At 53.1% G+C, this 20,779-nt stretch carries 20 protein-coding genes and 3 tRNA genes; 8 read left to right on the plus strand and 15 right to left on the minus strand.

What is annotated here, in order from left to right:
• Nucleotides 1-9: 9 nt before the first annotated feature.
• Both KO216_RS08415 and KO216_RS08420 read right to left on the minus strand, forming a co-directional pair.
• The gene (locus tag KO216_RS08415) at nt 10-198 is read right to left on the minus strand and encodes a hypothetical protein (protein WP_215523765.1); all 189 of its coding nucleotides are present in this window, start codon (nt 196-198) and stop codon (nt 10-12) included.
• Nucleotides 186-938 carry a class E sortase gene (locus KO216_RS08420; protein WP_215523766.1) on the minus strand — a complete coding sequence of 251 codons (753 nt, stop codon included), beginning with the start codon at nt 936-938 and terminating at the stop codon, nt 186-188. The genes KO216_RS08415 and KO216_RS08420 overlap by 13 nt, the downstream gene beginning before the upstream one ends.
• A gap of 153 nt (nt 939-1,091) precedes the next feature.
• On the opposite strand from KO216_RS08420, the gene KO216_RS08425 reads away from it, so the two are divergent.
• From KO216_RS08425 to KO216_RS08435, 3 genes are all read left to right on the plus strand, one after another.
• Nucleotides 1,092-1,361 (plus strand): cell division protein CrgA, encoded by a 270-nt coding sequence (locus KO216_RS08425; protein ID WP_215523767.1) that lies wholly within the window; start codon nt 1,092-1,094, stop codon nt 1,359-1,361.
• Between the two features lie 196 nt (nt 1,362-1,557).
• Entirely contained in the window at nt 1,558-2,550 is a 993-nt protein-coding gene (iolG, locus tag KO216_RS08430; protein ID WP_215523768.1) for an inositol 2-dehydrogenase, read from the plus strand.
• 138 nt (nt 2,551-2,688) lie between these two features.
• Nucleotides 2,689-3,564, plus strand: coding sequence for a sugar phosphate isomerase/epimerase family protein (locus KO216_RS08435; protein WP_251452013.1), 876 nt, complete (start codon nt 2,689-2,691; stop codon nt 3,562-3,564).
• Nucleotides 3,565-3,807: 243 nt separating this feature from the next.
• On the opposite strand, the gene rpmG is transcribed toward KO216_RS08435, so the two are convergent.
• From rpmG to KO216_RS08460, 5 genes are all read right to left on the minus strand, one after another.
• Entirely contained in the window at nt 3,808-3,978 is a 171-nt protein-coding gene (rpmG, locus tag KO216_RS08440) for a 50S ribosomal protein L33 (RefSeq protein ID WP_215523769.1), read from the minus strand.
• Nucleotides 3,979-4,046: 68 nt separating this feature from the next.
• A tRNA-Met gene (locus tag KO216_RS08445) sits at nt 4,047-4,120 on the minus strand.
• Nucleotides 4,121-4,149: 29 nt separating this feature from the next.
• Nucleotides 4,150-4,222 (minus strand) — tRNA-Thr (locus KO216_RS08450).
• Between the two features lie 95 nt (nt 4,223-4,317).
• A tRNA-Tyr gene (locus KO216_RS08455) sits at nt 4,318-4,399 on the minus strand.
• A gap of 103 nt (nt 4,400-4,502) precedes the next feature.
• The gene (locus tag KO216_RS08460) at nt 4,503-6,947 is read right to left on the minus strand and encodes a hypothetical protein (protein ID WP_309547306.1); all 2,445 of its coding nucleotides are present in this window, start codon (nt 6,945-6,947) and stop codon (nt 4,503-4,505) included.
• 51 nt (nt 6,948-6,998) lie between these two features.
• On the opposite strand from KO216_RS08460, the gene KO216_RS08465 reads away from it, so the two are divergent.
• From KO216_RS08465 to KO216_RS08480, 4 genes are all read left to right on the plus strand, one after another.
• On the plus strand, nt 6,999-7,919 hold the full coding sequence (locus tag KO216_RS08465; RefSeq protein ID WP_215523771.1) for an ABC transporter substrate-binding protein: 921 nt from the start codon (nt 6,999-7,001) through the stop codon (nt 7,917-7,919).
• A gap of 24 nt (nt 7,920-7,943) precedes the next feature.
• Nucleotides 7,944-8,900: an amino acid ABC transporter permease gene (locus tag KO216_RS08470; protein ID WP_251452015.1), complete on the plus strand. Its 957-nt coding sequence runs from the start codon at nt 7,944-7,946 to the stop codon at nt 8,898-8,900.
• Entirely contained in the window at nt 8,897-9,742 is an 846-nt protein-coding gene (locus KO216_RS08475; RefSeq protein ID WP_309547307.1) for an amino acid ABC transporter ATP-binding protein, read from the plus strand. The genes KO216_RS08470 and KO216_RS08475 overlap by 4 nt, the downstream gene beginning before the upstream one ends.
• Nucleotides 9,743-10,208: 466 nt before the next feature.
• The gene (locus tag KO216_RS08480; RefSeq protein WP_215523772.1) at nt 10,209-11,018 is read left to right on the plus strand and encodes a hypothetical protein; all 810 of its coding nucleotides are present in this window, start codon (nt 10,209-10,211) and stop codon (nt 11,016-11,018) included.
• Between the two features lie 84 nt (nt 11,019-11,102).
• On the opposite strand, the gene amrS is transcribed toward KO216_RS08480, so the two are convergent.
• From amrS to rplJ, 8 genes are all read right to left on the minus strand, one after another.
• Entirely contained in the window at nt 11,103-12,188 is a 1,086-nt protein-coding gene (amrS, locus tag KO216_RS08485; RefSeq protein WP_215523773.1) for an AmmeMemoRadiSam system radical SAM enzyme, read from the minus strand.
• Nucleotides 12,188-12,742 (minus strand): AmmeMemoRadiSam system protein A, encoded by a 555-nt coding sequence (gene amrA, locus KO216_RS08490; RefSeq protein ID WP_215523774.1) that lies wholly within the window; start codon nt 12,740-12,742, stop codon nt 12,188-12,190. The genes amrS and amrA overlap by 1 nt, the downstream gene beginning before the upstream one ends.
• 2 nt (nt 12,743-12,744) lie before the next feature.
• Nucleotides 12,745-13,587, minus strand: coding sequence for an AmmeMemoRadiSam system protein B (gene amrB, locus KO216_RS08495; protein WP_215523775.1), 843 nt, complete (start codon nt 13,585-13,587; stop codon nt 12,745-12,747).
• Between the two features lie 388 nt (nt 13,588-13,975).
• Nucleotides 13,976-15,124: a hypothetical protein gene (locus tag KO216_RS08500; protein WP_215523776.1), complete on the minus strand. Its 1,149-nt coding sequence runs from the start codon at nt 15,122-15,124 to the stop codon at nt 13,976-13,978.
• A gap of 447 nt (nt 15,125-15,571) precedes the next feature.
• Nucleotides 15,572-17,467, minus strand: coding sequence for an ABC transporter ATP-binding protein (locus KO216_RS08505; protein ID WP_215523777.1), 1,896 nt, complete (start codon nt 17,465-17,467; stop codon nt 15,572-15,574).
• Nucleotides 17,464-19,245 carry an ABC transporter ATP-binding protein gene (locus KO216_RS08510; RefSeq protein ID WP_215523778.1) on the minus strand — a complete coding sequence of 594 codons (1,782 nt, stop codon included), beginning with the start codon at nt 19,243-19,245 and terminating at the stop codon, nt 17,464-17,466. The genes KO216_RS08505 and KO216_RS08510 overlap by 4 nt, the downstream gene beginning before the upstream one ends.
• A gap of 299 nt (nt 19,246-19,544) precedes the next feature.
• Nucleotides 19,545-19,934 carry a 50S ribosomal protein L7/L12 gene (gene rplL, locus KO216_RS08515; protein ID WP_215523779.1) on the minus strand — a complete coding sequence of 130 codons (390 nt, stop codon included), beginning with the start codon at nt 19,932-19,934 and terminating at the stop codon, nt 19,545-19,547.
• Between the two features lie 66 nt (nt 19,935-20,000).
• Nucleotides 20,001-20,522: a 50S ribosomal protein L10 gene (rplJ, locus tag KO216_RS08520; protein WP_215523780.1), complete on the minus strand. Its 522-nt coding sequence runs from the start codon at nt 20,520-20,522 to the stop codon at nt 20,001-20,003.
• A gap of 50 nt (nt 20,523-20,572) precedes the next feature.
• On the opposite strand from rplJ, the gene KO216_RS08525 reads away from it, so the two are divergent.
• Complete coding sequence (locus KO216_RS08525; RefSeq protein WP_215523781.1) at nt 20,573-20,755, plus strand: hypothetical protein; 183 nt, start codon at nt 20,573-20,575, stop codon at nt 20,753-20,755.
• The last annotated feature ends 24 nt before the right edge of the window (nt 20,756-20,779 follow it).

Consider the following 20,779-nt stretch of genomic DNA (forward strand, 5'->3'; position numbering starts at 1 on the left):
GATAAAATTCTAGAGGGCGCCGCCCGAGCCATACCCAAGGGGACTACCTACGGTGGTTCCAGTGAGATCCAGGGTCTCGGAAATCCAGGGGAATAGCCACCAAAAGCAGGCCATAATGATTAGGGCGATTATCAGCACCACCTGCAGGAATTTCAGCCACTTGGGACCGGGAAGTAAATCCCAAATTAACCCGCACATGCGTTGCCTCCTTCTGCCAGTTCCTTGGGGATACCGCTGTTACGAGGCACCCAATGGTCGAAGCTCAGATGCACAATATAGCGTTCCCAGTTCCCATACTCCGGGTTACAGGTAGTCATAGTCATTAGCCGCTCGGTGGGCTGCTCCCCCGGCTTTTCTGGTACCGGTAAAATCACGTCCGATTGGGTAGGTCGCACAATCTTGTGGTTCCTCACCTTGTAGATTAACCACTCATTCTCGGTTTCCATGACTACGGTGTCCCCGGGTTTCAATACGTCAATGCGCCGGAAGTTAGATCCGAAAGATCTGCGGTGAGCCGCCACCGAAAAGTTCCCTATTTGTCCAGGTAGCGCTGTAGTTTCATAGTGTCCAGCAGCTCCGGTATTCAAAATCAGTTGAGTGGTGCCTTCCTTAACTGGAATCACCATATAGTTCCATTTCGGAACGTGCAGGGCCCCCAGAGTCTCATTTTCTTGTTTAATCCCGATACTGGGGGGAGCGCTTTTGCGCTCGTCGGTGGAAACACGATTGGGGCAGCTCTTAGTGCTCTTCTGGAAAGAATCCAAAGCCTGGTGATTGTAGCTGGCCACCTGCCAGTCGGTGACAAAAACGTCCCAAAATGCGAATAATCCGAACACCAGCCCCACGATAATCAGTAGTTCCCCAAAAGCCGCGATGGGGTCGAAGCGGCTACGGCGTTTTTCTTTTTCTGGCCGTGTTTGCTTGGTTTTTCTACTCATATTCTTCCGAGATTCGTCTGTTTGGACCTGCGGGCATTATTCCCTGCTTTTATCCTAGACTTAATTTACCGGAAAGCAGACTTAACTATGTCTCTAGCGCTATTCCCACTAGAATGGGTCTAGCTAATAAAATCGTACTTTTTGGAGGTACTCGTGCCGGAGTCTCGTAAGCGCAAGGGCGCTAAGCCTCACCGCTCCCAACAGCCAGAAGAGTTAAATAAGTCTTGGGCTGCTGATATGAAGCCATCTCCTCGCTGGTGGGCGCCTCTTTCAGTGTCGTTGATGCTGATTGGGTTGGTTTTAGTAGTGGTTTACTATATTACTTCTGGTGGCTACCCCATCCCTAGTGCTGGCAACTGGAACCTGGCTTTGGGTCTGGGCGTTGCCTTTGGGGGCTTCTTAATGTTGCTGCGTTGGAAGTAAGGTCTAACCCTCTTTCCAGCATTTTCTTTCTTCTGGGAGGGCGCGCGTCCTCTTTACGTCGACACTAATAGTAACCGGCGTTACCGAAACATTTCGGGCAAAGTGTTTACATTCCTGGCTTATTCCTCTATTGTTAATAATGTAAGGACAAAGGAACGGGAGTTTGTTACTCCCCTGCACAGAACAGAGTTGTTTTATGTTGAAATTTGGATTGCTGGGAGCCGGACGGATTGGTCATGTTCACGCTAAAACTCTTGCGGCCAACCCTGATGCTTCTCTAGAAGTAGTTTTTGACGTACGCCAAGACGCGGCTGACGAATTAGCTAAACAATACGGCGGACGCGGAGTAACAGATGAAAAAGAAATTTGGGACAACCCGGATATTGATGCGGTAATTATTGGTTCCCCGACACCGCTACACGTTCCCCATATCATCGCCGCCGCTAAATCCGGCAAAGCTGCGCTGTGTGAAAAACCGGTGGCCATGGAAACCGCCAAAGTTGAGGAATTGCGCGAAGCCCTTAAGGGACTAAATCCCACGGTGATGATGGGATTCAACCGCCGCTTTGACCCTTCGTTTGCACGGGTAAAGGAACTTATGGATAAAGGCGAAATCGGTCAGGTGGAACAGGTAACTATTATTTCGCGTGACCCTGCCGCACCGCCTGCCGACTACATCAAAGTTTCGGGTGGAATCTTCAAAGATATGACCATCCACGATTTCGATATGGCGCGCTTCCTGCTGGGCGATGTCGATACCGTCACCACCATTCCGCAGAACCTGGATCCAGAGATCGCCGCTTGCAATGACTATGACGCAGCAGTGATCGTACTGACCGCTAAGTCGGGTGCAGTAGCCACCATTATCAATAACCGCCACTGCGCCACCGGATACGACCAGCGCTTAGAAGTAACCGGACGTGAGGGTCAACTTAATGCAGATAACATGCGTCCCACCACGATTTCGCTGTCCAAAGATAGCTATTCGCTTTCCCGCGAGCCCTATCTGGACTTCTTCTTGACTCGCTACGCCGATGCCTACGCGGCTGAGCTCAACGAGTTTATTTCCATAGTTAAAGAGGGCGGCAAACCTACACCCTCGATCGAGGATGGAGCCCAGGCGTTACTACTGGCAGAGGCAGCGGAAAAATCTGCCCGTGAGCAGCGCCCGGTTAAGGTCGGCGAGTAGACCTTAGGTATCGCTTTCCACAGCGTCTGTGGGCGAGAAAAGCGTTAGTGTCCACTGGGATATCAATAAAAAAACAAGCAGTAAAAGATAACTAAAAATTACAGGTCGCGTAAAAGACGTTTCACCTGGAAATCAATAATGGAGGAAAATATGAAGATTGCGGGAGCTCCTATTTCTTGGGGCGTATGTGAGGTACCGGGCTGGGGATATCAAATGACCCCTGAGCGCGTGTTGACCGAAATGAAGGAAATTGGCTTAACCGCCACCGAATTCGGGCCTCAGGGCTGGCTACCGATTGAGGCTGCTGCTCGCGCAAAAGAGGTAGGCAAATATGACCTCAAGCCGGTAGGAGCTTTTTTCCTGGCAATTATGCACGATCCTGAGGTTGACCCCATCCCGGCAGTAAAGAAAGAGCTAGAAGCATTCAAGGTTGCTGGAGGGGAATACCTGATCTTGGCGGCAGATTCTGGTCGTGACGGTTATGATGACCGCCCGGTACTGGATGATGAAGGTTGGAAGACCCTATTCGGAAATTTGGACAAGATCAGCGATGTTTGCGCCGAGGCCGGAGTAAAGGCTTGCGTGCATCCTCACTGGGGAACCATGATTCAAAATGACAGTGAGATTCGCAAGATGCTGGACGAATCCAAGGTGGCTCTCTGCTTGGATACCGGACACATGGTTTGCGGCGGCTGCGACCCGGAGGCAATCGTTAAGGAATACCCCGGTCGTACCGTGATCGTTCACGCGAAGGACGTACACAAGGAAATGACCGATAAACTGCTGCCCGGTGAGATCACCTGGTCGCAGGGAGTTAAGGCCGGAATGTTTGCTCCTATTGGTGAAGGCGATATTGATTTCGGCACCATTGTGGCGGAACTGGATAAGGCCGGCTTCGACGGCTACTACGTGCTGGAACAGGACATCATGATTGATGAGGAGCCTCCCGCTGGTGGTGGCCCGAAAGCTAATGCGGAGAAGTCCTTAAAGGCACTGCAAAAACTGGCTAGCTAGTAAAAAGGTAGCTAGTTAACTAAAAAGTAATGGTTGGGGGTTGCAACTAAGGTTGCAACCCCCAACCATTTATTAATACTAAGTCTTTACTTTTAGCGTTATAGCTTAAGTCTTTTCTGTTTCTTCGCCTCTAGTTGCTGCTCGCCGGCAGATACTGATCTGGTTATTGCAGCTTATAAAGCACAGCTGCTGATAACCTATGCAACAAGCAGACAGCCACAGCCGCCTGCAGCAACCGCGAACTTAGCGAGTTTCCTTGTGTACAGTGGACTTGCGGCAACGCGGGCAATACTTCTTCAGTTCCAAGCGATCCGGGTTATTCCGGCGATTCTTCTTGGTGATGTAGTTACGCTCTTTGCACTCGCTGCACGCCAAAGTAATCTTAGGGCGGACGTCGGACGACTTGCTGGCCATTCTTATTTACCTCTATGTCTCGGGCCGCCCGATCAGCGGCATTTCCTATTTCAATCTAAATTGAAAAGTAGCGAGGGCGGGGTTCGAACCCGCGACCTCACGATTATGAGTCGTGCGCTCTCACCAACTGAGCTACCCCGCCGCTTGAGTGTTTGCCAAAACAAACCTCAGAGCCCCGACAGGGATTTGAACCCTGGACCTTCTCCTTACCATGGAGACGCTCTGCCTACTGAGCTATCGGGGCAACAGTGAATAAACTTGCTGGACTAAGCGATGACTTAACCGCCCTGCTGCCCAGCAGTTTTCCACTCTGCCACCAAGTCCGAAGACCTGGCAACGTGGCGGGTGAGGGATTCGAACCCCCGAAGGCTACGCCGGCTGATTTACAGTCAGATCCCTTTGGCCGCTTGGGTAACCCGCCTTGTACACTCAGGCACCCCAAAAGACTATCAAACCGCGTTGGGCATACAAAAATGCTAGCAAGGAAAGTTACCCACTTCACCGAATTTTTGTGTGTCCACCCTTCAAACTTTATTTTTTTCTGGAACTAACACCGGTTTTGCTTCCTCGGCACTTAAAATAAGCATCGCGTTGATAGCCGGGAGGGTAAATAATCCCGAGCACACTAAAATCAAAGCACCTGAATCATTCGTTAATGCCGCGAGCAGCGAAGTTAATATCACCCCTTGTGCAAAGCGGTAGGCTCCCGGAACTGGTTCCAGAGAATGAGAAGCAGAGATACCTAAGAGACTGCGGCGTTTAGAGGAATATCCGGGTCTACTGCGAACAATCTTGAAGACGATGACCGCGACCACCAAGACCATTACCACCGTGAACCCGATGGGGCCTCCGAAACTGTTAATCATTGCCTGCGCTTTGCGGGCGACAATAATTCCGCCGCCTCCGCCTCGGACTTCGGAAATGAAACGCCCAAAGTGGGTGCGAGCAGTGGGACTTGCCACCTTGTCCACCAGCACGAATACGCTTGAGGATAGCAAAGCCGCCACTACCAGAACCGCCACTTTCCCTACTCCCACTTTTCTACCGAGAACCCAGTTCAAGGTGATACCCACTCCCAGGATCATGGCCAACGGCCCGCCGACATCTGCCCCCAACCAGGGGAAACCATCAAGGACTACCGCCAGCCCTAGCAGGGAGAATCCATAGATAAAATAGTGACGGCCTTTGTGTGGGAAACGCGCTATTAGCGGCGCGAAAATCAGGCACTGTAAAGCCAGGACGGCAGAGAAGAGGAAGGAATACTTGTTGTTATTTAGTCCGTAGAAACGGGTAGCAGCCGTGGCAGCGGAGGAAAACATCGCGGAGATTTGATCTGGAGAACCGCTGAGTAGGCTCACCATAATCCAGACCATCACCACGATGGCAGCTACTAATATTGGCGCCGAGTAACGCAGGTAAGTCCATTTCCGGGCAATCAGCCCGCCCCCGGCAAAGCAGAGAGCGGAAAATACTCCGGCGATAAATAACACTAGCAGCAGAAATTGGGCGGTGAGGATGGGAGCAGACATTTTCAGGGCGTTGGCGGTGAAATTTCCGCCCGTTCCCCCCAGCATTTTGGTCGGCGTATAAGCCGCAAGGGTGCTTGCTGGTCCCAGCAGGCTGGCGCTTAAACAGATTCCAGCCAGTAATTTGCGGGCATGCGGGGAACTGCGCAACTTTTTTCGTCGCAATAAGACCCCTAAAAGAACAGCGGAAAGCAGCAGGATAATTCCGGTGAGGACGATAAAGCGCGCCTGAACGATAGTAGCCTGATCGGCGCGCAGCGACTGATTACGGAGCCAGTCAAGATTTCCAGCCAACCCATAGTCACGTTCAGGGCTAAAGTCTCCTCCTACCAGGTAGTCCGGGATATTTGCTCCGCTAACCTCCAGAATTTGTCTGGTGAAGTCCACAGTGGCAAGTAGTCCCAATTGCCGGGTAGAAGATGAACGTAATATTCCGGTCTTGGAGCCGGGTTCTCGGAAAAAAGCCATTCCCAGGTGGGGGGTGGCAGAATGATCAGCCACATCTAATCCGAAGATTAAGTCGTTGTCGCTCGCTCCCCGCAAAGCAGCCGTAAGCGTCTTTAATATCTGTTCGCTGTGGGGTTTACCCACCCTATCCACACCGGGTAAACCATCGGCGGGAGTAGCGTTTAGTGAAGTGGGGGAAACTTTAATCTCTGCACTGGAACTGACCGAACCAACATCCACAACGGTCACGTCGCTATCTTCTAGCGCCGCCTTCACCTGCGAAGTTAGCCGAGAGGCATCTGCCCGCGAACTATATTTAGCCATCTTGCCGGCACTGTCCATAGTCGCGATAGCTGCACCTTCACCGATAGCTCGCACCCTAGTGCCGTTTTCCTCCAGACTTTGCCCTAAAGTTCCGGGAAGGGCTTGTTCATTTTGTCGGGAAGCATCGTGCCTCCAGGAGTTTATGGAGCTGGCGGGAACTGTGCCACTGGACAGGTCAGGAATATCCGGACAATGCCCACTGGCTCGTCCTTGGGTGGCAGTCACCCGCATTCCGGTCGACAAGGTGAGATACCCATCTAGGGGGCAGGTAGTTTTGGCGGCGTTATGTCGCGTTAAGTTAGCGAGGGTGGCTGGACCTAGAGCCTCCAGGAACTCTTTGCCACTCTCTTCTTGCGGGTTGACATCTGACCAGGAAATACCGGAGGAAACCAGTACTAGTACGCGGGGATGTTCGCGCGCCTGAGCGTGCAGAGGGGTAAGTAGCGCTATCGCGAAGGTAAATATCAAGAGGGCGATAGCGCGCCGCGACACGCGGGAGCAGCGTTTCTTCACGTCCCTAGCATATCGGTCTTTTGTTTGCGAAAGTGCGAGCGTGCGTCCTCGTCCTAAAAAATCAGCTGTTTGCTGTAGAACAGTAGAACAACAGGGATCTTGAGGACGCGGCAGCGAACGAAAGAGATAACTGCCACAGACCGCCAGAAGATTTTGCATAATTATTCGTAGTGTTGCATACTTTCTACATAGCTATTGATTGGAGATATCATGAAACGCAAACTTGCGGCACTGGCCGCCATTTCCCTAACCTCGCTTGGCCTGGCAGCCTGCAGCTCCGGCAGTGGAACTGCCGCCGATCCCGCAGCTGATCCAGGAGAAAAAGGCTTCGACGTATCGACCATTAAAGCCGACCCCGCCGTAGAAAAGCTGGTACCGGCAGACATCAAGAAAGCCGGAGTGCTAAAGAACGGCGCCTCGGTGGACTACGCGCCTGCCGAATATATGAAAGCTGATAACAAGACTCCCACCGGTTATGACGTGGATATGGTCAAAGCCATTGCCAAAGTTATGGGACTAAAGGACGGCACTACCACTCACGGTGAGTTTGATTCCCTGATCCCGCAAATCGGAACTAAATACGATATCGGAGTTTCCGGGTTCAGCATCACCAAAGAACGTGAAGCCGAAACCCAGATGGTTTCCTATGCCGAACTGGGATTCTCTTACGGGGTAGCCAAAGATAACCCCAAGAAGTTTGACCCCAAGAATCCCTGCGGCAAGACCGTCGGGGTACAGACCGGTACCGCCCAGCAGGACACCATTAAAAAGATTTCTAAACAGTGCGAGGCGGACGGCAAGCCCGCAATCACCGTAAAAGAGCACAAGATGCAGACCGAAATCGTCCCCAAGGTCACCGGCGGACAGTATGACGCGGTGCTCGCCGATTCCCCGGTAGTGGGATACGCAGTCAAGATGAGCGGCGGGGAACTGGAACTTATCGGTAACGCTTTTGAAACTGCCAAACATGGCGTGGTCGTTAACAAAGATAACGAACAGCTGGCGAAAGCGGTACAGGCAGCACTGCAGAAGCTGATGGATGACGGTACTTTGAAGAAGATCTTCGCGGTTTACGGTTCCGATAACTTCGTCCTCGACAAAGCGGAAATCAATCCCGAAGTTTCCGAGTAAATCCTCGGGGTTTAGTCTGTAAATATGGATAGCCAAAAAATTAAAGATGGCGCTGCGCTGACCAGGCCGCGTCCGGTGTTTTCGCCGGGGCGCCTGGTCAGCGCGGTTGTAGTACTGATTCTGGCGGCCATGCTGGTGCATGGCCTGGTCGCTAATGAAAAGTTCCGTTGGGATCAGGTAGCCATATACCTCTTTCACCCCACGGTTCTGCGTGGGATTATGTGGACACTTATTCTTACGGTAGTTTCCATGCTGATTGGGGTAATCCTGGCGGTGACTATGGCGATTATGCGCCAGTCCCCTAACCCGATTATGAAGGGGGTTTCCTGGACCTATATCTGGTTCTTTAGGGGAACTCCTATCTACACCCAGCTGCTGTTTTGGGGGATGCTACCCACCCTTTATTCCACCCTCTCGCTGGGAGTGCCTTTCGGCCCGGAACTGCTCACTTTCGACACCAACACGGTGATCAGCCCGGCGGTGGCCGCTATTTTGGGACTGGGGCTTAACGAGGGAGCTTACCTGGCAGAAATCGTGCGCTCCGGCCTGAACGCGGTGGATTCGGGACAAGAGGAGGCGGCGCGCGCCCTAGGGATGAGGCGCAGTCAGATTCTGCGGCGAATTATTCTTCCGCAAGCCATGCGGGTGATTATTCCGCCTACCGGCAACGAAACCATTTCCATGCTGAAGACCACTTCCTTGGTCTTGGCGGTGCCCTTTACTTTGGAGATTACGTTCGCTACCCAAACCATAGGGCAACGTCTGTTCCTGCCGATCCCATTATTACTGGTAGCAGCGATTTGGTATTTGACTATTACTTCGATTCTGATGGTGATTCAAAGCCACATTGAAAGCTACTTTGGTCGCGGGTTTGATGAACGGACCGGCGGGGATAAGAAACTCTCCGGACCAAGTAAGTTACGCGCGATAGCCGAGTCTGGCACTACCAAAGACGATCCCTTCTTGGAGTACACCCCATGAGCTCACAACCAGATAAGCAACCCCTAATGGTGGATTTGCAGCACGTCCACAAGTTCTTTGGCGATCTCCACGTGCTGCGGGACGTAAGTTTACAGGTTGCCCCAGGGGAAGTGTGCGTGCTCCTCGGTCCCTCTGGCTCCGGAAAATCGACCTTGCTGCGCTGCGTAAACGAGCTGGAACAGGTGTCTGGAGGGCGCGTGTACCTAAACGGGGAACTATTAGGGATGGAAGAGGGTGCGCCCTCGAAAAATCCTATCCGCGCCGCCTTAGATCGTCGCCGCGGATCTATCACCGAGCAGGGTACCGTGTTGCGACGCCTGAGCGATAAGGAAATCGCGCGCCAACGCTCCCAAGTGGGCATGGTGTTCCAGCGTTTCAACCTGTTCCCTCACAAGACCGCACTGGAAAACGTGATGGAAGCCCCTATGCAGGTGAAGGGAATCGGCAAAGAGGAGGCACATGCGAAGGCACTGGAGCTGTTAGAGCGAGTCGGGCTGGCAGATCGCGCTGACCATTATCCGGCTCAGCTATCGGGAGGACAGCAACAGCGAGTAGCCATCGCCCGCGCCCTCGCTATGGAGCCAGAGCTGATGCTGTTTGACGAGCCTACTTCGGCCCTGGATCCCGAATTGGTGGGGGAAGTACTTTCAGTTATGCAGGATCTGGCGCGCGGAGGCATGACCATGATCGTGGTTACCCACGAGATTGGTTTCGCCCGGGAAGTCGCCGACCACGTGGTGTTCATGGACGAAGGTAAAATCTTGGAACAAGGGACTCCTGACCAGGTAATTAACCACCCTCAGAATCCCCGCACCCAAGACTTCTTCTCCAAAGTACTTTAGCTGGGAAAACTCCTCGGTTTCTAGGCTTTTAGCGTAGAAATCTATCAAATTAGAAAGTCTCACTACCAGCGCATATATTCCATTCTGATGGATTTGGCTAGATTAGACTGATGGATTTGGCACTTTTATTAGAGTCAAGCCCTCTGCTCTACGGACTATAAGTTTTGAATAGATCACGAGGATCCAGTTGCTTCCTCCAGTGATTAAGTATGACTTCTCAGATTGCTGCTAACCGAACAAGCTGCACATATGCATGATTCCGGCAGGTCGAGAGCACGCGGATAGCGACTGGTTTTCCCTCGCCCTCCGCAGGTATTTCTATAAGATTAATTTTGAGGACGCATATCAGCCTTGACCACTCCCCTGCTTAGGGGACTGTCGCGCAGAAGCGAGGTAACGGGTTAGATGCGGGCTCGCCCCACGGAAAACCTACCTATCACAAGCAAAAATCTAGGAGAAGTGAACCTTGAAACTTAGAAAAATAGCTGCTGGAGGCATTGCTCTGGCGCTTGCCTTGGCGCTGACGCCCGCGATTGCCAGCGCCGCTAATTCCTCAGCTAGCGATAACGCCCAGTTCGGTTTTTGGCTCAATGGAGACCGGGAAAAGCCGGTTTACTTCTCTTCAACTATGACAGTTAGCGCTAGCCGCGACTCTAAGTCCGGGAAGAGTGTTGACCTGGATGCCGTGCACTATGGCGACACCGTGAAAGTAAACTTTAGCGCGGTAAAGAATCCCGAAGGCTATAGCCAGGCTCCCAAGTCAGCAAATATTACCTCCGGAATCTGGACTGAAGAAATGGACTTCTCGAAGTACGAAGGTAACTCCGATGATTTGAGAGTGGATATTCCCGGTAAAGCAGATGAAGCATTTAACCCGCAATCGGGAACCAGCTACGAATTCCAGGTTCCGTGCAGCCTAGAACAGCAAACCTACTATGTAAGCGGTGATTTAAGGGTCGAGCTAGCCGATATGGGCAACCTGCAAATCATGCAGGTACTTTCCAATGATCCGGAGCGTCTTTTCGCGAACGTGCCTTTTACGATTAATGATCCAGAGGGCGCGGATCGGTGTGCAGGGAAACCGGTAGCAACCACCAAGGAAGTTAAGAAACCCACCCCGAAACCGACTCCCACTGCCAAAAAGGGGATCCTTGGCAAAACCGGGGCTATCGCCCTGGGAGTAGCGGCCGTTGCCGTAATCCTAATTGCGGTAGGGGGCACTATTACCTGGAGGGCGCGGCGTAAGAAGATGGGTGAACTGACCGAAGAAAGCTAGTTACCTCTAATGCTGTGCATCATGCTGGGCGCGGTTGTTGTTTAAAGTCAGGTTTTCCTCGACTGAAAAGGGCGCTGCGCGGCATTACAGTCGGACTGGACAGGAACGCGGCCCCCAGGTGCCGGGACGGGAATTAAAATGTCCCGCTAGGGCTTTTCCGCAATCCGGGCATTTGCCCGCCACCAGATTATATTCGCGCAATTGATACCAGTCGCGGCGAATCAGCTCCTTACCGCAACCGGCGCAATAGGTGGTGTCGGCCTGCGGGTCATGTACGTTACCCAGGTAGACGTGCCTTAACCCGGCCTCGCGGGCAATATCGCGGGCAGTGCGCAGCGTCTGCAAAGGCGTAGGCGGGGTATCTAACATTTTGTGATCGGGGTGGAAAGCGGTGAAATGTAGGGGGATCTCTGTGCCCAGCTCGCGCGCTATCCATTCGCATTCTGCCTGCAGCTGTGCCCGATCATCGTTATAGCCGGGAATAATCAGCGTGGTCAGCTCCACCCAGGTGGAGGTGTTATGCACCACCCAGGCGATATTGTCCAAGATGTTGGTCAGGTGCGCGCCGGTTAAATGCCAGTAAAAGTCCTCGTTAAAACCTTTTAGGTCGATATTTGCGGCGTCCATGACGGAAAAGAATTCACCTCGAGCCTCAGGGGAAATATAACCGGCGGTTACTGCAATGGGATGGATTCCTAGGGCGCGACAGGCGCGGGCAGTATCGATCGCATATTCCGCGTAAATTACCGGATCGTTGTAGGTAAATGCTACTGCCTGCACCGACATTTCTTGCGCGGCCGTCGCGATTCGCGTCGGGGTGGCGGATTGCGCCAGGCGATCCCATTGCCGCGCAGCCGAGATTTCATGGTTTTGACAGAACTTACAGCCTAGATTGCACCCGGCGGTGCCGAAGGAAAGCACGGGGGTTCCGGGATAAAAGTGGTTTAGCGGTTTCTTTTCTATTGGGTCAATGCAGAATCCACTCGACCTACCCCAGGTGGCGAGCACAATCCGTTCCCCGCGGCGCTCCCGCACGAAACAATATCCTTTTTGCCCCTCCCGTAAGCGACAGTTTCGCGGACAGAGGTCGCATTGGATTCTGCCGTCATCTAGCAGGTGAAACCACTTTCCCGGCAGAGCGGTTTCTTCCCCTATTGCGGAAGTATTCATTATTCACTCCAGGCGGTAACCGTATAGGTCTGAACCTGCGCGCGCGCATCCCACCAGGAAGCAGGTAGCCCCGCTTTCATTTTCAGATGCGCCAGGAATTCTTTAGGATCAGGCAGTTGCTCCCACACTTGCGGTAGGAAGGTAGCGCGAGCGTATCCAGCATTAAGGACCACCCCGCTCACCTGAGGTTTTAGTTGGAAAATCACTTCTGCTTCGCTGCCTGCCTGCAGAGTTACCCGGGGGCTTAATACCGAAACTTCAATCTGGATAGCAGGCAGCTCCGCCCGGGTCACCGCGGGAAAACGGGGGTCTTGGAAAGCAGCGGCACGCGCGTTCTCTATCACGTCGCGTCCCAGGGGACGGTATTCTTCCAAACTGCCGATACACCCGCGCAGGTTCGTGTTTTCGGTGAGGGTAACGAAACTGGCACCGTCTTCCTGTAACCAGGAGGGAGTATCGGGAATTACCGGGTCTGCCTGGTCTAATAACGCAGTCTGGATTGCCTCTCGTGCCAAAGGTAATAATATCTTTCCGGCATCTGTGGGAACTGTCATGGCTAGCTCCTTATCTCGAAGGCGGCGTACCCTACCACTCGGTCGCTGCCCGCATAGGGGGTGTCGCCCGAGTTGTAGTTTCCGATTAGGCGCGGATAGATTCCGCGCTGCCTACACAGCTCTAGCAGCCCATTTAGCGGGCGCACCCCGCAGGCTTGTTCCGAAGTGAGCGGCAGTTCTAGATTTTCTATCTGGGAAATGGTTGCTGCATCTATGCGTTCTGCCTGTTCATAGGGGTGATAGTGGGAAAGATCAGAACTAACTGCTATCAGGGTTTGTTCATCGGCAAGAGCATCGATGATGTCTGCGACCGCCCTGGGGGCTGCCTCCCCCACATTTAGCGGAATCAGCTGCACGTCCTCACCAAAGTTCTCGATTATCAGCGGAACCTGCACTTCCAGGGCATGTTCTTCCAGGTGAGTAAGTGGATCTATGGTTACTTTCAGCGGTAAATCCTGGGTTTGCTCCAGCACCTTTTGAGTGGGTACCGATAACATTCCCGCTGGAGTTCCGAACTGGTCACAGCCGGGTAAAGCCACTCCCCGAATCGCAACCCGATGAGTGGGTCCCAGTAACACAATCCGCCGAGTTTCTTTGCGTCCTAAAGCCGCCCGGCGCCAGGCTGCCGCCGCCAACATTCCCGAAAATACCCACCCGGCATGAGGTGCCACAATTGCCTTGACCTGCCCGCTTACTTGGGGATCATCGGGTGGTAGATCCGGTCGCACCTGCAAGTATTTCTCGGCAGCTTCATTTAAGATGCGCGCCTCAGATTTAATCTCTACCACTTCCTGCGGATAAAACATTCCGGCCACCGCCGGTTCCCGCCTCAGATTCTCTCCCATAGCCCCTCCCTCATCGCAGGTGGATAACCTCTATTTTAGCTGGTAATCCGGGGTGACATGAGCATTTTCCGCACCTAAACAAGCAGCCGGGGATAGGTTTCCACTGAGCGTTCTGCACGGAGGGTAGATTTTTCCTCCTGCCCAAGAAATTCGGAAAACGTCGCTACGTTTTCCGAATTCTTATGCCCACCGCGCCTGCTCGGATAAAATCTACCCTCCGCGCTTATATGCAGCATGAGCACAAGGATTATGGGCGAGTAGAAACACGCGCCTAGCAAGTGCCTGCAATATCGAACCGCACCATTTAGCCCACCGCATATCGCCGCATCCTCGCTTTCGCAAGAAAACAAGCTTCTCGGCTACTTTTACCGTGCTATCCGAGTAAAAGTTATAGATACGGGCGAAGATCTATCGGTGGCGCCCCTGCTAATTTTTGAAATGGTGATCCCCTGTCACCTACGTAACCCACGCCAGTTTTTCTATCAACTGTGTAATAAGTGTGGTTTTGACTACCCTGCGATGGGTTCTGCCAGTCGAGCCTGATGGCAACCTGATCCCCTTGTTGCTGGTAAACGGTAACAGTTAAAACCTCGCCACTGCTCTTTAAACGTTCTTCTCCGCCGTCTCTCAACTCAAATGCCCTGGCTGCTTGCGTCAATTGGCTATCGCTGTAACCTTTGGCTTCTTGCGCTTTCTTGGCTTCTTCGGCTTTTTTAGCTTCGGCCTCGGCTTCGGCTTTGGCGATCTCAGCTTTCTTCGCCTCGCGAGCGTCGGTTACTTTCTTAATAAACTGCTCTATCTGGGCATCGTCCATGCCGTACTCTTTATAAATCTTCTTAAGCTGGGCAATCTGCTCATCGCTAACATTTTCCGGACTGATCGGGTCCAGCTTAAAAACCGTTTTTGAAGCAGAACCTTTAGCGTTATTACCAGTAGTTTTACCGTTCTGTCCCGATTTATCAGACTTTGTACCATTACCCGTCTGTTTGTCACCAGCGGTCTTCTTGTCGGGAACCGCAACCTGCAGCGGAACCGGATCCTTCGGTACCGTAAAAATCTGACCATCATCCAGAATCGGGGAAGCCTCTAGCGCCAGCCGATACCGACCAGCCATTAATTTAAGCTTGGTTTTGCCAGGAAAAAACTTAACTCGTTTATCCACCTTTTCCTTATCTAAATCCTCACCCTGAACCCGAAGCGGCACAAAGGAAGACTTTGCCGCATCGTAGCTCTCCCCGTTAACCTCAACTAACACCGATTGGTATTGATGAGCCGCCTGCCAAGCAGCATTTTCCGCCTGCTGCTTACGGTAAAACCAAAAACCAGCACCGAGCGCACAAACCAGGACCAACACCAAGATGCAGCACACAATAATCAATCCCCGGCGCCCTTTGGAGTCTCCAGCGTCATTAGAATCAGCACCACCCAACCCAGGCTGTTGTCCCACCACCGGAGGCATCACCCCAGTCGCATCCCCATCACCAGGAACATAAGTATCACCCATAGAGTCCGGACGACTATCAAAACCACTCGTCATAACTAATACTCCCAAGAAAGCGAAGTAAAAACGTTAAATCCTGCCCCCATGCTAACGCCCCAAACAGCGCCATACCCAGCATTCTCTGTCTGAATTACGGTACAACGCGGGGGAGGGATCTTTCCGAGCAGGCGCGGTGGGCGTAAAAGGGGCGCGGCCGGAAAGCCACGGTCTTCGCCATCACTCCCCCATCGGGAACACACCCATTTAGCCACCACAACAAATTCCATTCTTAGCGTCTGCCAGGAATCGAATCAGCAGGTGTTTTTATCTATTCAAACCCGCAACTTGCAACGCGCAGAAACACCAAAACACAGGCATCAATGGGGAAGAAAGCGCTGAAACTAGGTTTTCCCGAGTCGGCTAGGCGGGCGTAAAACTCGGAAAATGCATGAGCATTTTTCGAGTTTTTGGGCAGGAGGGGAACCTAGTTTCAGCGCGATTCAATCAAGCATCGATGTCACCTTTGGTGAACTGCGCGTTGTAGAGGCGGGCGTATGCGCCCTCGGCGGCCAGCAACTCTTCATGCGTCCCGGATTCGACAATATCGCCATGCTCCATCACGAATATCACGTCACTGTCGCGAATGGTAGACAGGCGATGAGCAATCACGAACGAGGTGCGTCCCGCAGTAGCTTTGGCCACTGCTCGCTGAATCAGCTGCTCCGTGCGAGTATCAACCGAGGATGTAGCCTCGTCAAGAATCAAAAGCGGCTTATCGGCAATCATGGCGCGGGCAATAGTCACCAATTGGCGCTGCCCGGCTGAGAGGGCGGAATCTTCACGGATCTCGGTATCGAGGCCGTGGGGCAGTTGCGCGACCAGATCACTAAGTCCTATCGCTTTAATCACTTGCGCTAGGCGCTCCTCGGATACGTCCTGGTGGGAATAAACAATGTTTTCCCGTAGGGTTCCTTGGAACATCCAGCTGTCCTGGAGCACCATCGCGAATTGTGAATCCACGTCCTCGCGCCGCATCGCAGAAAGCGGGGTGCCGTCCAGGAGAATTTCTCCAGAGTCCAGTTCGTAAAAGCGCATTAGCAGGTTTACCAGAGTGGTTTTCCCGGCTCCGGTCGGACCTACGATGGCCACGTTTTGTCCCGGCTGTACTAGGGCGGAAAAACCGTGAATGATTTCTTTGCCCGCTTCATACGAGAAGCGGATATCCCGGAATTCGACTTCGCCCCTAGTGTCCTTGCCGTTCAGCGCCGGTTTTTCGGATTCGTCGGACAGCTCGTCCTCTTCTAGGATCTCAAATACGCGCCCTCCGGCAGCAGCGGCGGATTGGAAGGAGGCCGCCGCAGACGCCAGGTTCGATAACGGCTGGGTGAAAACCCGGATATAGAGCATAAATGCCGCAATTACTCCGATGGTTACGTAGCCTTTCACCACGAGGACTGCACCCAGCACGCATACCACCACGTAACCCAGGTTTCCCACGAACCCCATTACCGGCATCATCAGTTGGGAGAGGAAATCCGCACGCCAGGTGGCGTTAAAAAGTCGCTGGTTACGGCGGTTAAACTCTGCGGTGGTAGAGGCAGCAGCATTGTAAATATTGATGATTCCTTGCCCGGATAGCGATTCTTCGATATGACCGTTTAGGCTGCCCAGGTAGGATTGCCGGCGAATAAAAAACCGTTGCGAGAACACCATGATCACGGCGTTGAGGATGAATCCTAGAACTGCCACCCCCATACCGGCCAGCGCCATTCGCCACTCGGTGTACAGCATCATAAAAGCGGCGCCTACCAGAGTAACTACTCCGGTAATGATGGTGGTGATTGCGGAATGTAGGGTTTGTACCAGGGTGTCGATATCGTTGGTTACCCGGCTCATGGTGTCGCCGTGGCTGGTTTTGTCAAAAAAGGACAGCGGGAGACGGTCGATTTTTCGGTCGATGGCGGAGCGCATCCGCTGCCCGGTGCGTTGGGTAACTACCACCATTATCAGCGATTGTCCCAGGTTAAAGAAGAATCCCAGGGCGAGGACGAGGGTTGCCATCCGCAAGAGGGAAAATATCCTGTCCATATCGATACTGCTGCGCAGTCCCGAGGCAATCACATCGGTTATCAAACCTAAGAACATCGGCATAATCGCAGTCAGGAGCGATCCCACAATCGCCAAAACTACCGCAACCAGGATAGCTAGGCGGTAACGCCCTAAAAACTTGGCAAGTCCGCGCACCGATTGCGAAAACTGTCCCTTCTTGGCTTTCTCATAGACGTTCCCCCCGTGGCGTCCTCCCGAGCGCACCGGCGACATTTTTTCTTTTACTGGCTCTAGTCCGCGCCGCGCCGACTCGACTCGCCGGTCCCACCTGCCCATTTCTGCGTATTTCATGCCAACTCCGCTTCGGAGAGTTGGGACAGGGCAATTTCGCGGTAGATCTTCGAGGACGCCATCAGGGATTCATGTGTTCCCCGCGCCGCGATTTTGCCGTGATCGATTACTAAAATCTGGTCGGCCTCCCGCACAGTCGCAATCCGCTGCGCCACAATAATCTGGGTTTTCCCGCTGGCTTTTTCTGCCAATTCCCCGCGAATATCGCGGTCAGTCGCATAGTCGAGGGCGCTAAAAGTGTCATCGAAAATCAGGATTTGGGCATCCCTAGCCACTGTCCGCGCGATCGAGATCCGCTGTTTTTGCCCGCCGGAAAAGTTACTGCCTCCTTGAGCTACTTCTGCCGCGAACTCGCCCTCTTTATCGTCAACGAAATCGCAGGCAGCGGTGTCACCCGCCTCAACGATATCGGCGGGAGTAATATTTTTTAGTCCTTCCCCAAAAGCGATATTGGAGGCGATGGTTCCGGTGAATAGGGTGATCTTTGGGGGCGAATACGCGATTTGGTTGCGCAAGTCGTGCAACCGCCATTCCCGCACGTCCTGGCCGTTTACCAAAACCTGACCTTCGCGGGGGTCGTAAAGCCGGGGAATCAAGTTAACCAGAGAAGTTTTTCCGCTGCCGGTTGCTCCAATCAGAGCGACGGTTTGCCCGCGCGGAATTTTCAGATTTATCTGATGGAGGGCGTCATCTTCGGCTCCGGGATAACGGAAGGAAACCCCTCTAAACTCGATAATCGTCCCTTCGGGATCGAGATTTGTTTCTTTTCCGAGGTCGAGGGCGGATTTATCGCCAGTATCCACCGGATCTACTAGGGAGGGCTCGCGATCTAGCACTTCCCGGATGCGACGATTAGCCACAATCGCACGAGGCGCAAATACGAACACCATCGCCATCATTAGGAATCCGCCAATAGCCTGGGTCGCATACCCAGAAAATACGATCATCTGCGAAAAGAGGGTTACTTTGGCGGAGCCGGCTGCTGCGGAAATCATTAGCGCCCCTAGCACATAGATCGCCAGGTTAAGCCCGGAAATCACAGTGTTCATCACCGGCATCATGAAAGAAAAAGTGCCGGAGACCATCAGGTGGGTGTTGGTTAGTTCAGTGTTGGTGGCTTCAAAACGCTTTTGGTGAAAATCTTGGGAGGTGTAGGCACGGATAACCCGCACCCCCTCCATATGTTCGCGAGTCACCCGGTTCAGATCATCAGTTATCCGTTGCATCCGCATCATCCGCGGCATCACGATCCGCCAAATGATGAAAATCATGACCATTAGCACCAAGACAGCAACCCCGGTAGCAGCGGTCCAAGTCAGGTTCTTCCCCGCGATTTTTATAATCGCCCAGATGGTGAGGATGGGGGCTTTCACCATCATCTGACACCCCATAACCACAAACATTTGTAGCTGAGTGACATCGTTAGTGGAACGAGTGATTAGAGAGGATGCGCCGAAGTGTTCAAAGTCTGCTTCCGGGAGCGAAATCGCTTTTGTAAACACCGATTCGCGTAGGTTGCGAGCCACGGTAGCGCCGATCATGGCCATGCAATAACCAGTAATGATGGCTACCACCATAGAACCGGCGGCACATCCCAGCATTTTCGCACCTTCGGTCAGCACCTCTTTAACGGTAGCGTCGGGCCCCACAATCATTTCGGTGATGGTTTGCATGAAGTCGATCAAGCGCAGATCTAAGAAAACCTGGCAAACAATGGTGATGATTGCGAGCGCGCTGAGCAGCCATTCTCTTTTCCCAAGGTGCCGTAGCACGGTCATGACCCCACCCCTATTTCCTGGTATATAGTCGCGCCCAACTGTTTGCATCCTAACGCGCGAGGGAGTTCCTGTCGGGTGAATACCCTAGTTTTGCGCCCTCCGCGAATAAGCAAATCACCCCAGAGCTAAGTAAAAGCCAAATCAAGGGGCTTCAGCAGCGAAAACACCAAAATAAAGACACAAAAAATGTTACTTAGCCCGGCATTAGCCCGAGCTTTCCAGGTAGCTTGGCAAATAAAAAGGCGGTGCGGGGAAAACTTTCCCCGCACCGCCTTTTGAAAGTAAAAGACTAGCTAGCCTTACTTCAGGGTGACAGAAGCACCCGCGCCTTCCAGCTCTTCCTTGGCCTTTTCGGCATCTTCCTTGGAAGCGCCCTCCAGGATGGTGGTGGGAGCGGAGTCAACCTTTTCCTTGGCCTCTTTCAGAGCCAGTCCGGGCTGCAGCGCGCGCAGAGCCTTGATTACGGCGATCTTCTTGTCGCCGGGGCCTTCGAGCACTACGTCGAATTCGGTCTTTTCTTCGGCTGCTTCTTCGCCACCGGCGGCACCGGGGGCAGCAACGGCGACGGCGGCGGGCGCCGCGGCCTCTACGTCGAAGACGTCCTCGAATTCCTTAACGAACTCGGACAGTTCCAACAGAGTCATTTCTTTGAAAGCATCAATTAGCTCTTCTTTGCTGAGCTTAGCCATATTGGCATTCCTTCCTATTTTTGCCCACGCGAGGCAGATTTTTTCTTGTCGATCTATGCGGCTTTACTAAGCCGCTTTTTCCTGCTTTTCGCGCAGGGCGTCCACGGTGCGAACCGCCTTGGAGGCGGGCGCCTTGAACATAAAGGCAGCCTGTACCAGTTTGCCTTGCATTGCACCGGCCAGTTTGGCCAGCGTAGTTTCGCGATTATCCAGTTCAGCGAGTTTCTTGACTTCTTCTTCAGACAAGAAATTCCCGTCCAGGACACCGCCTCTAATAACCAACTGCTCGTTATCCTTGGCGAAGTCGCGCAGCGCTTTGGCCGCATCCACGGCCTCTCCGGTTACGAACGCGATTGCGGTCGGGCCGGTTAGCTCCTCGTCCAGGAAGTCAATTCCCTGGTTCTTGGCGGCAATCCTAGCCAGCGTGTTCTTCGTGACGGAATAAGTAGCCGTTCCTGCCAGGTTCTTGCGCAGCTCAGTCATCTGAGCCACGGTCAACCCGCGGTATTCGGTGAGCAGCAGGGCCGATGCCGAGCTGATTTTTTCTTCCAGCTGAGCGATCATGGCTTGCTTGTCAGCTTTCGCCATTAGGCCCTCCTTCCGTTTATCCGTGCCGGGGGCCAGAACAAGAAAACCCCGTGCAGATTGCACGGGGCGAAAATAAACCTATCGATCCTGGTGCTGCCTTCCCAAGGGAAGGGCGTCCTCTTTCCCGAGGACGCGCAACCATTTTCGATACGCTACGCATCGTTCAACCTACACAGGCTTCCGATCTGGAACTTAAACCCACTGGTGTGGGCACCGGCGATCTTGGGCAATAGCCAATTTAACAGCCCCTTTGTCCG

It is taken from the genome of Varibaculum prostatecancerukia, from assembly GCF_943169825.2.
Taxonomy (GTDB): domain Bacteria; phylum Actinomycetota; class Actinomycetes; order Actinomycetales; family Actinomycetaceae; genus Varibaculum; species Varibaculum prostatecancerukia.

Coding starts and splice junctions, on each gene's coding strand:
- amrA (WP_215523774.1), bottom strand. CDS start 12,742: ATGACAGTTCCCACAGATGCCGGAAAGATATTATTACCTTTGGCACGA.
- KO216_RS08470 (WP_251452015.1), top strand. CDS start 7,944: ATGGATAGCCAAAAAATTAAAGATGGCGCTGCGCTGACCAGGCCGCGT.
- KO216_RS08420 (WP_215523766.1), bottom strand. CDS start 938: ATGAGTAGAAAAACCAAGCAAACACGGCCAGAAAAAGAAAAACGCCGT.
- KO216_RS08460 (WP_309547306.1), bottom strand. CDS start 6,947: ATGCAAAATCTTCTGGCGGTCTGTGGCAGTTATCTCTTTCGTTCGCTG.
- KO216_RS08510 (WP_215523778.1), bottom strand. CDS start 19,245: ATGACCGTGCTACGGCACCTTGGGAAAAGAGAATGGCTGCTCAGCGCG.
- rplL (WP_215523779.1), bottom strand. CDS start 19,934: ATGGCTAAGCTCAGCAAAGAAGAGCTAATTGATGCTTTCAAAGAAATG.
- rpmG (WP_215523769.1), bottom strand. CDS start 3,978: ATGGCCAGCAAGTCGTCCGACGTCCGCCCTAAGATTACTTTGGCGTGC.
- amrB (WP_215523775.1), bottom strand. CDS start 13,587: ATGGGAGAGAATCTGAGGCGGGAACCGGCGGTGGCCGGAATGTTTTAT.
- iolG (WP_215523768.1), top strand. CDS start 1,558: ATGTTGAAATTTGGATTGCTGGGAGCCGGACGGATTGGTCATGTTCAC.
- KO216_RS08435 (WP_251452013.1), top strand. CDS start 2,689: ATGGAGGAAAATATGAAGATTGCGGGAGCTCCTATTTCTTGGGGCGTA.
- KO216_RS08500 (WP_215523776.1), bottom strand. CDS start 15,124: ATGACGAGTGGTTTTGATAGTCGTCCGGACTCTATGGGTGATACTTAT.
- KO216_RS08465 (WP_215523771.1), top strand. CDS start 6,999: ATGAAACGCAAACTTGCGGCACTGGCCGCCATTTCCCTAACCTCGCTT.
- amrS (WP_215523773.1), bottom strand. CDS start 12,188: ATGAATACTTCCGCAATAGGGGAAGAAACCGCTCTGCCGGGAAAGTGG.
- rplJ (WP_215523780.1), bottom strand. CDS start 20,522: ATGGCGAAAGCTGACAAGCAAGCCATGATCGCTCAGCTGGAAGAAAAA.
- KO216_RS08505 (WP_215523777.1), bottom strand. CDS start 17,467: ATGAAATACGCAGAAATGGGCAGGTGGGACCGGCGAGTCGAGTCGGCG.
- KO216_RS08475 (WP_309547307.1), top strand. CDS start 8,897: ATGAGCTCACAACCAGATAAGCAACCCCTAATGGTGGATTTGCAGCAC.
- KO216_RS08415 (WP_215523765.1), bottom strand. CDS start 198: ATGTGCGGGTTAATTTGGGATTTACTTCCCGGTCCCAAGTGGCTGAAA.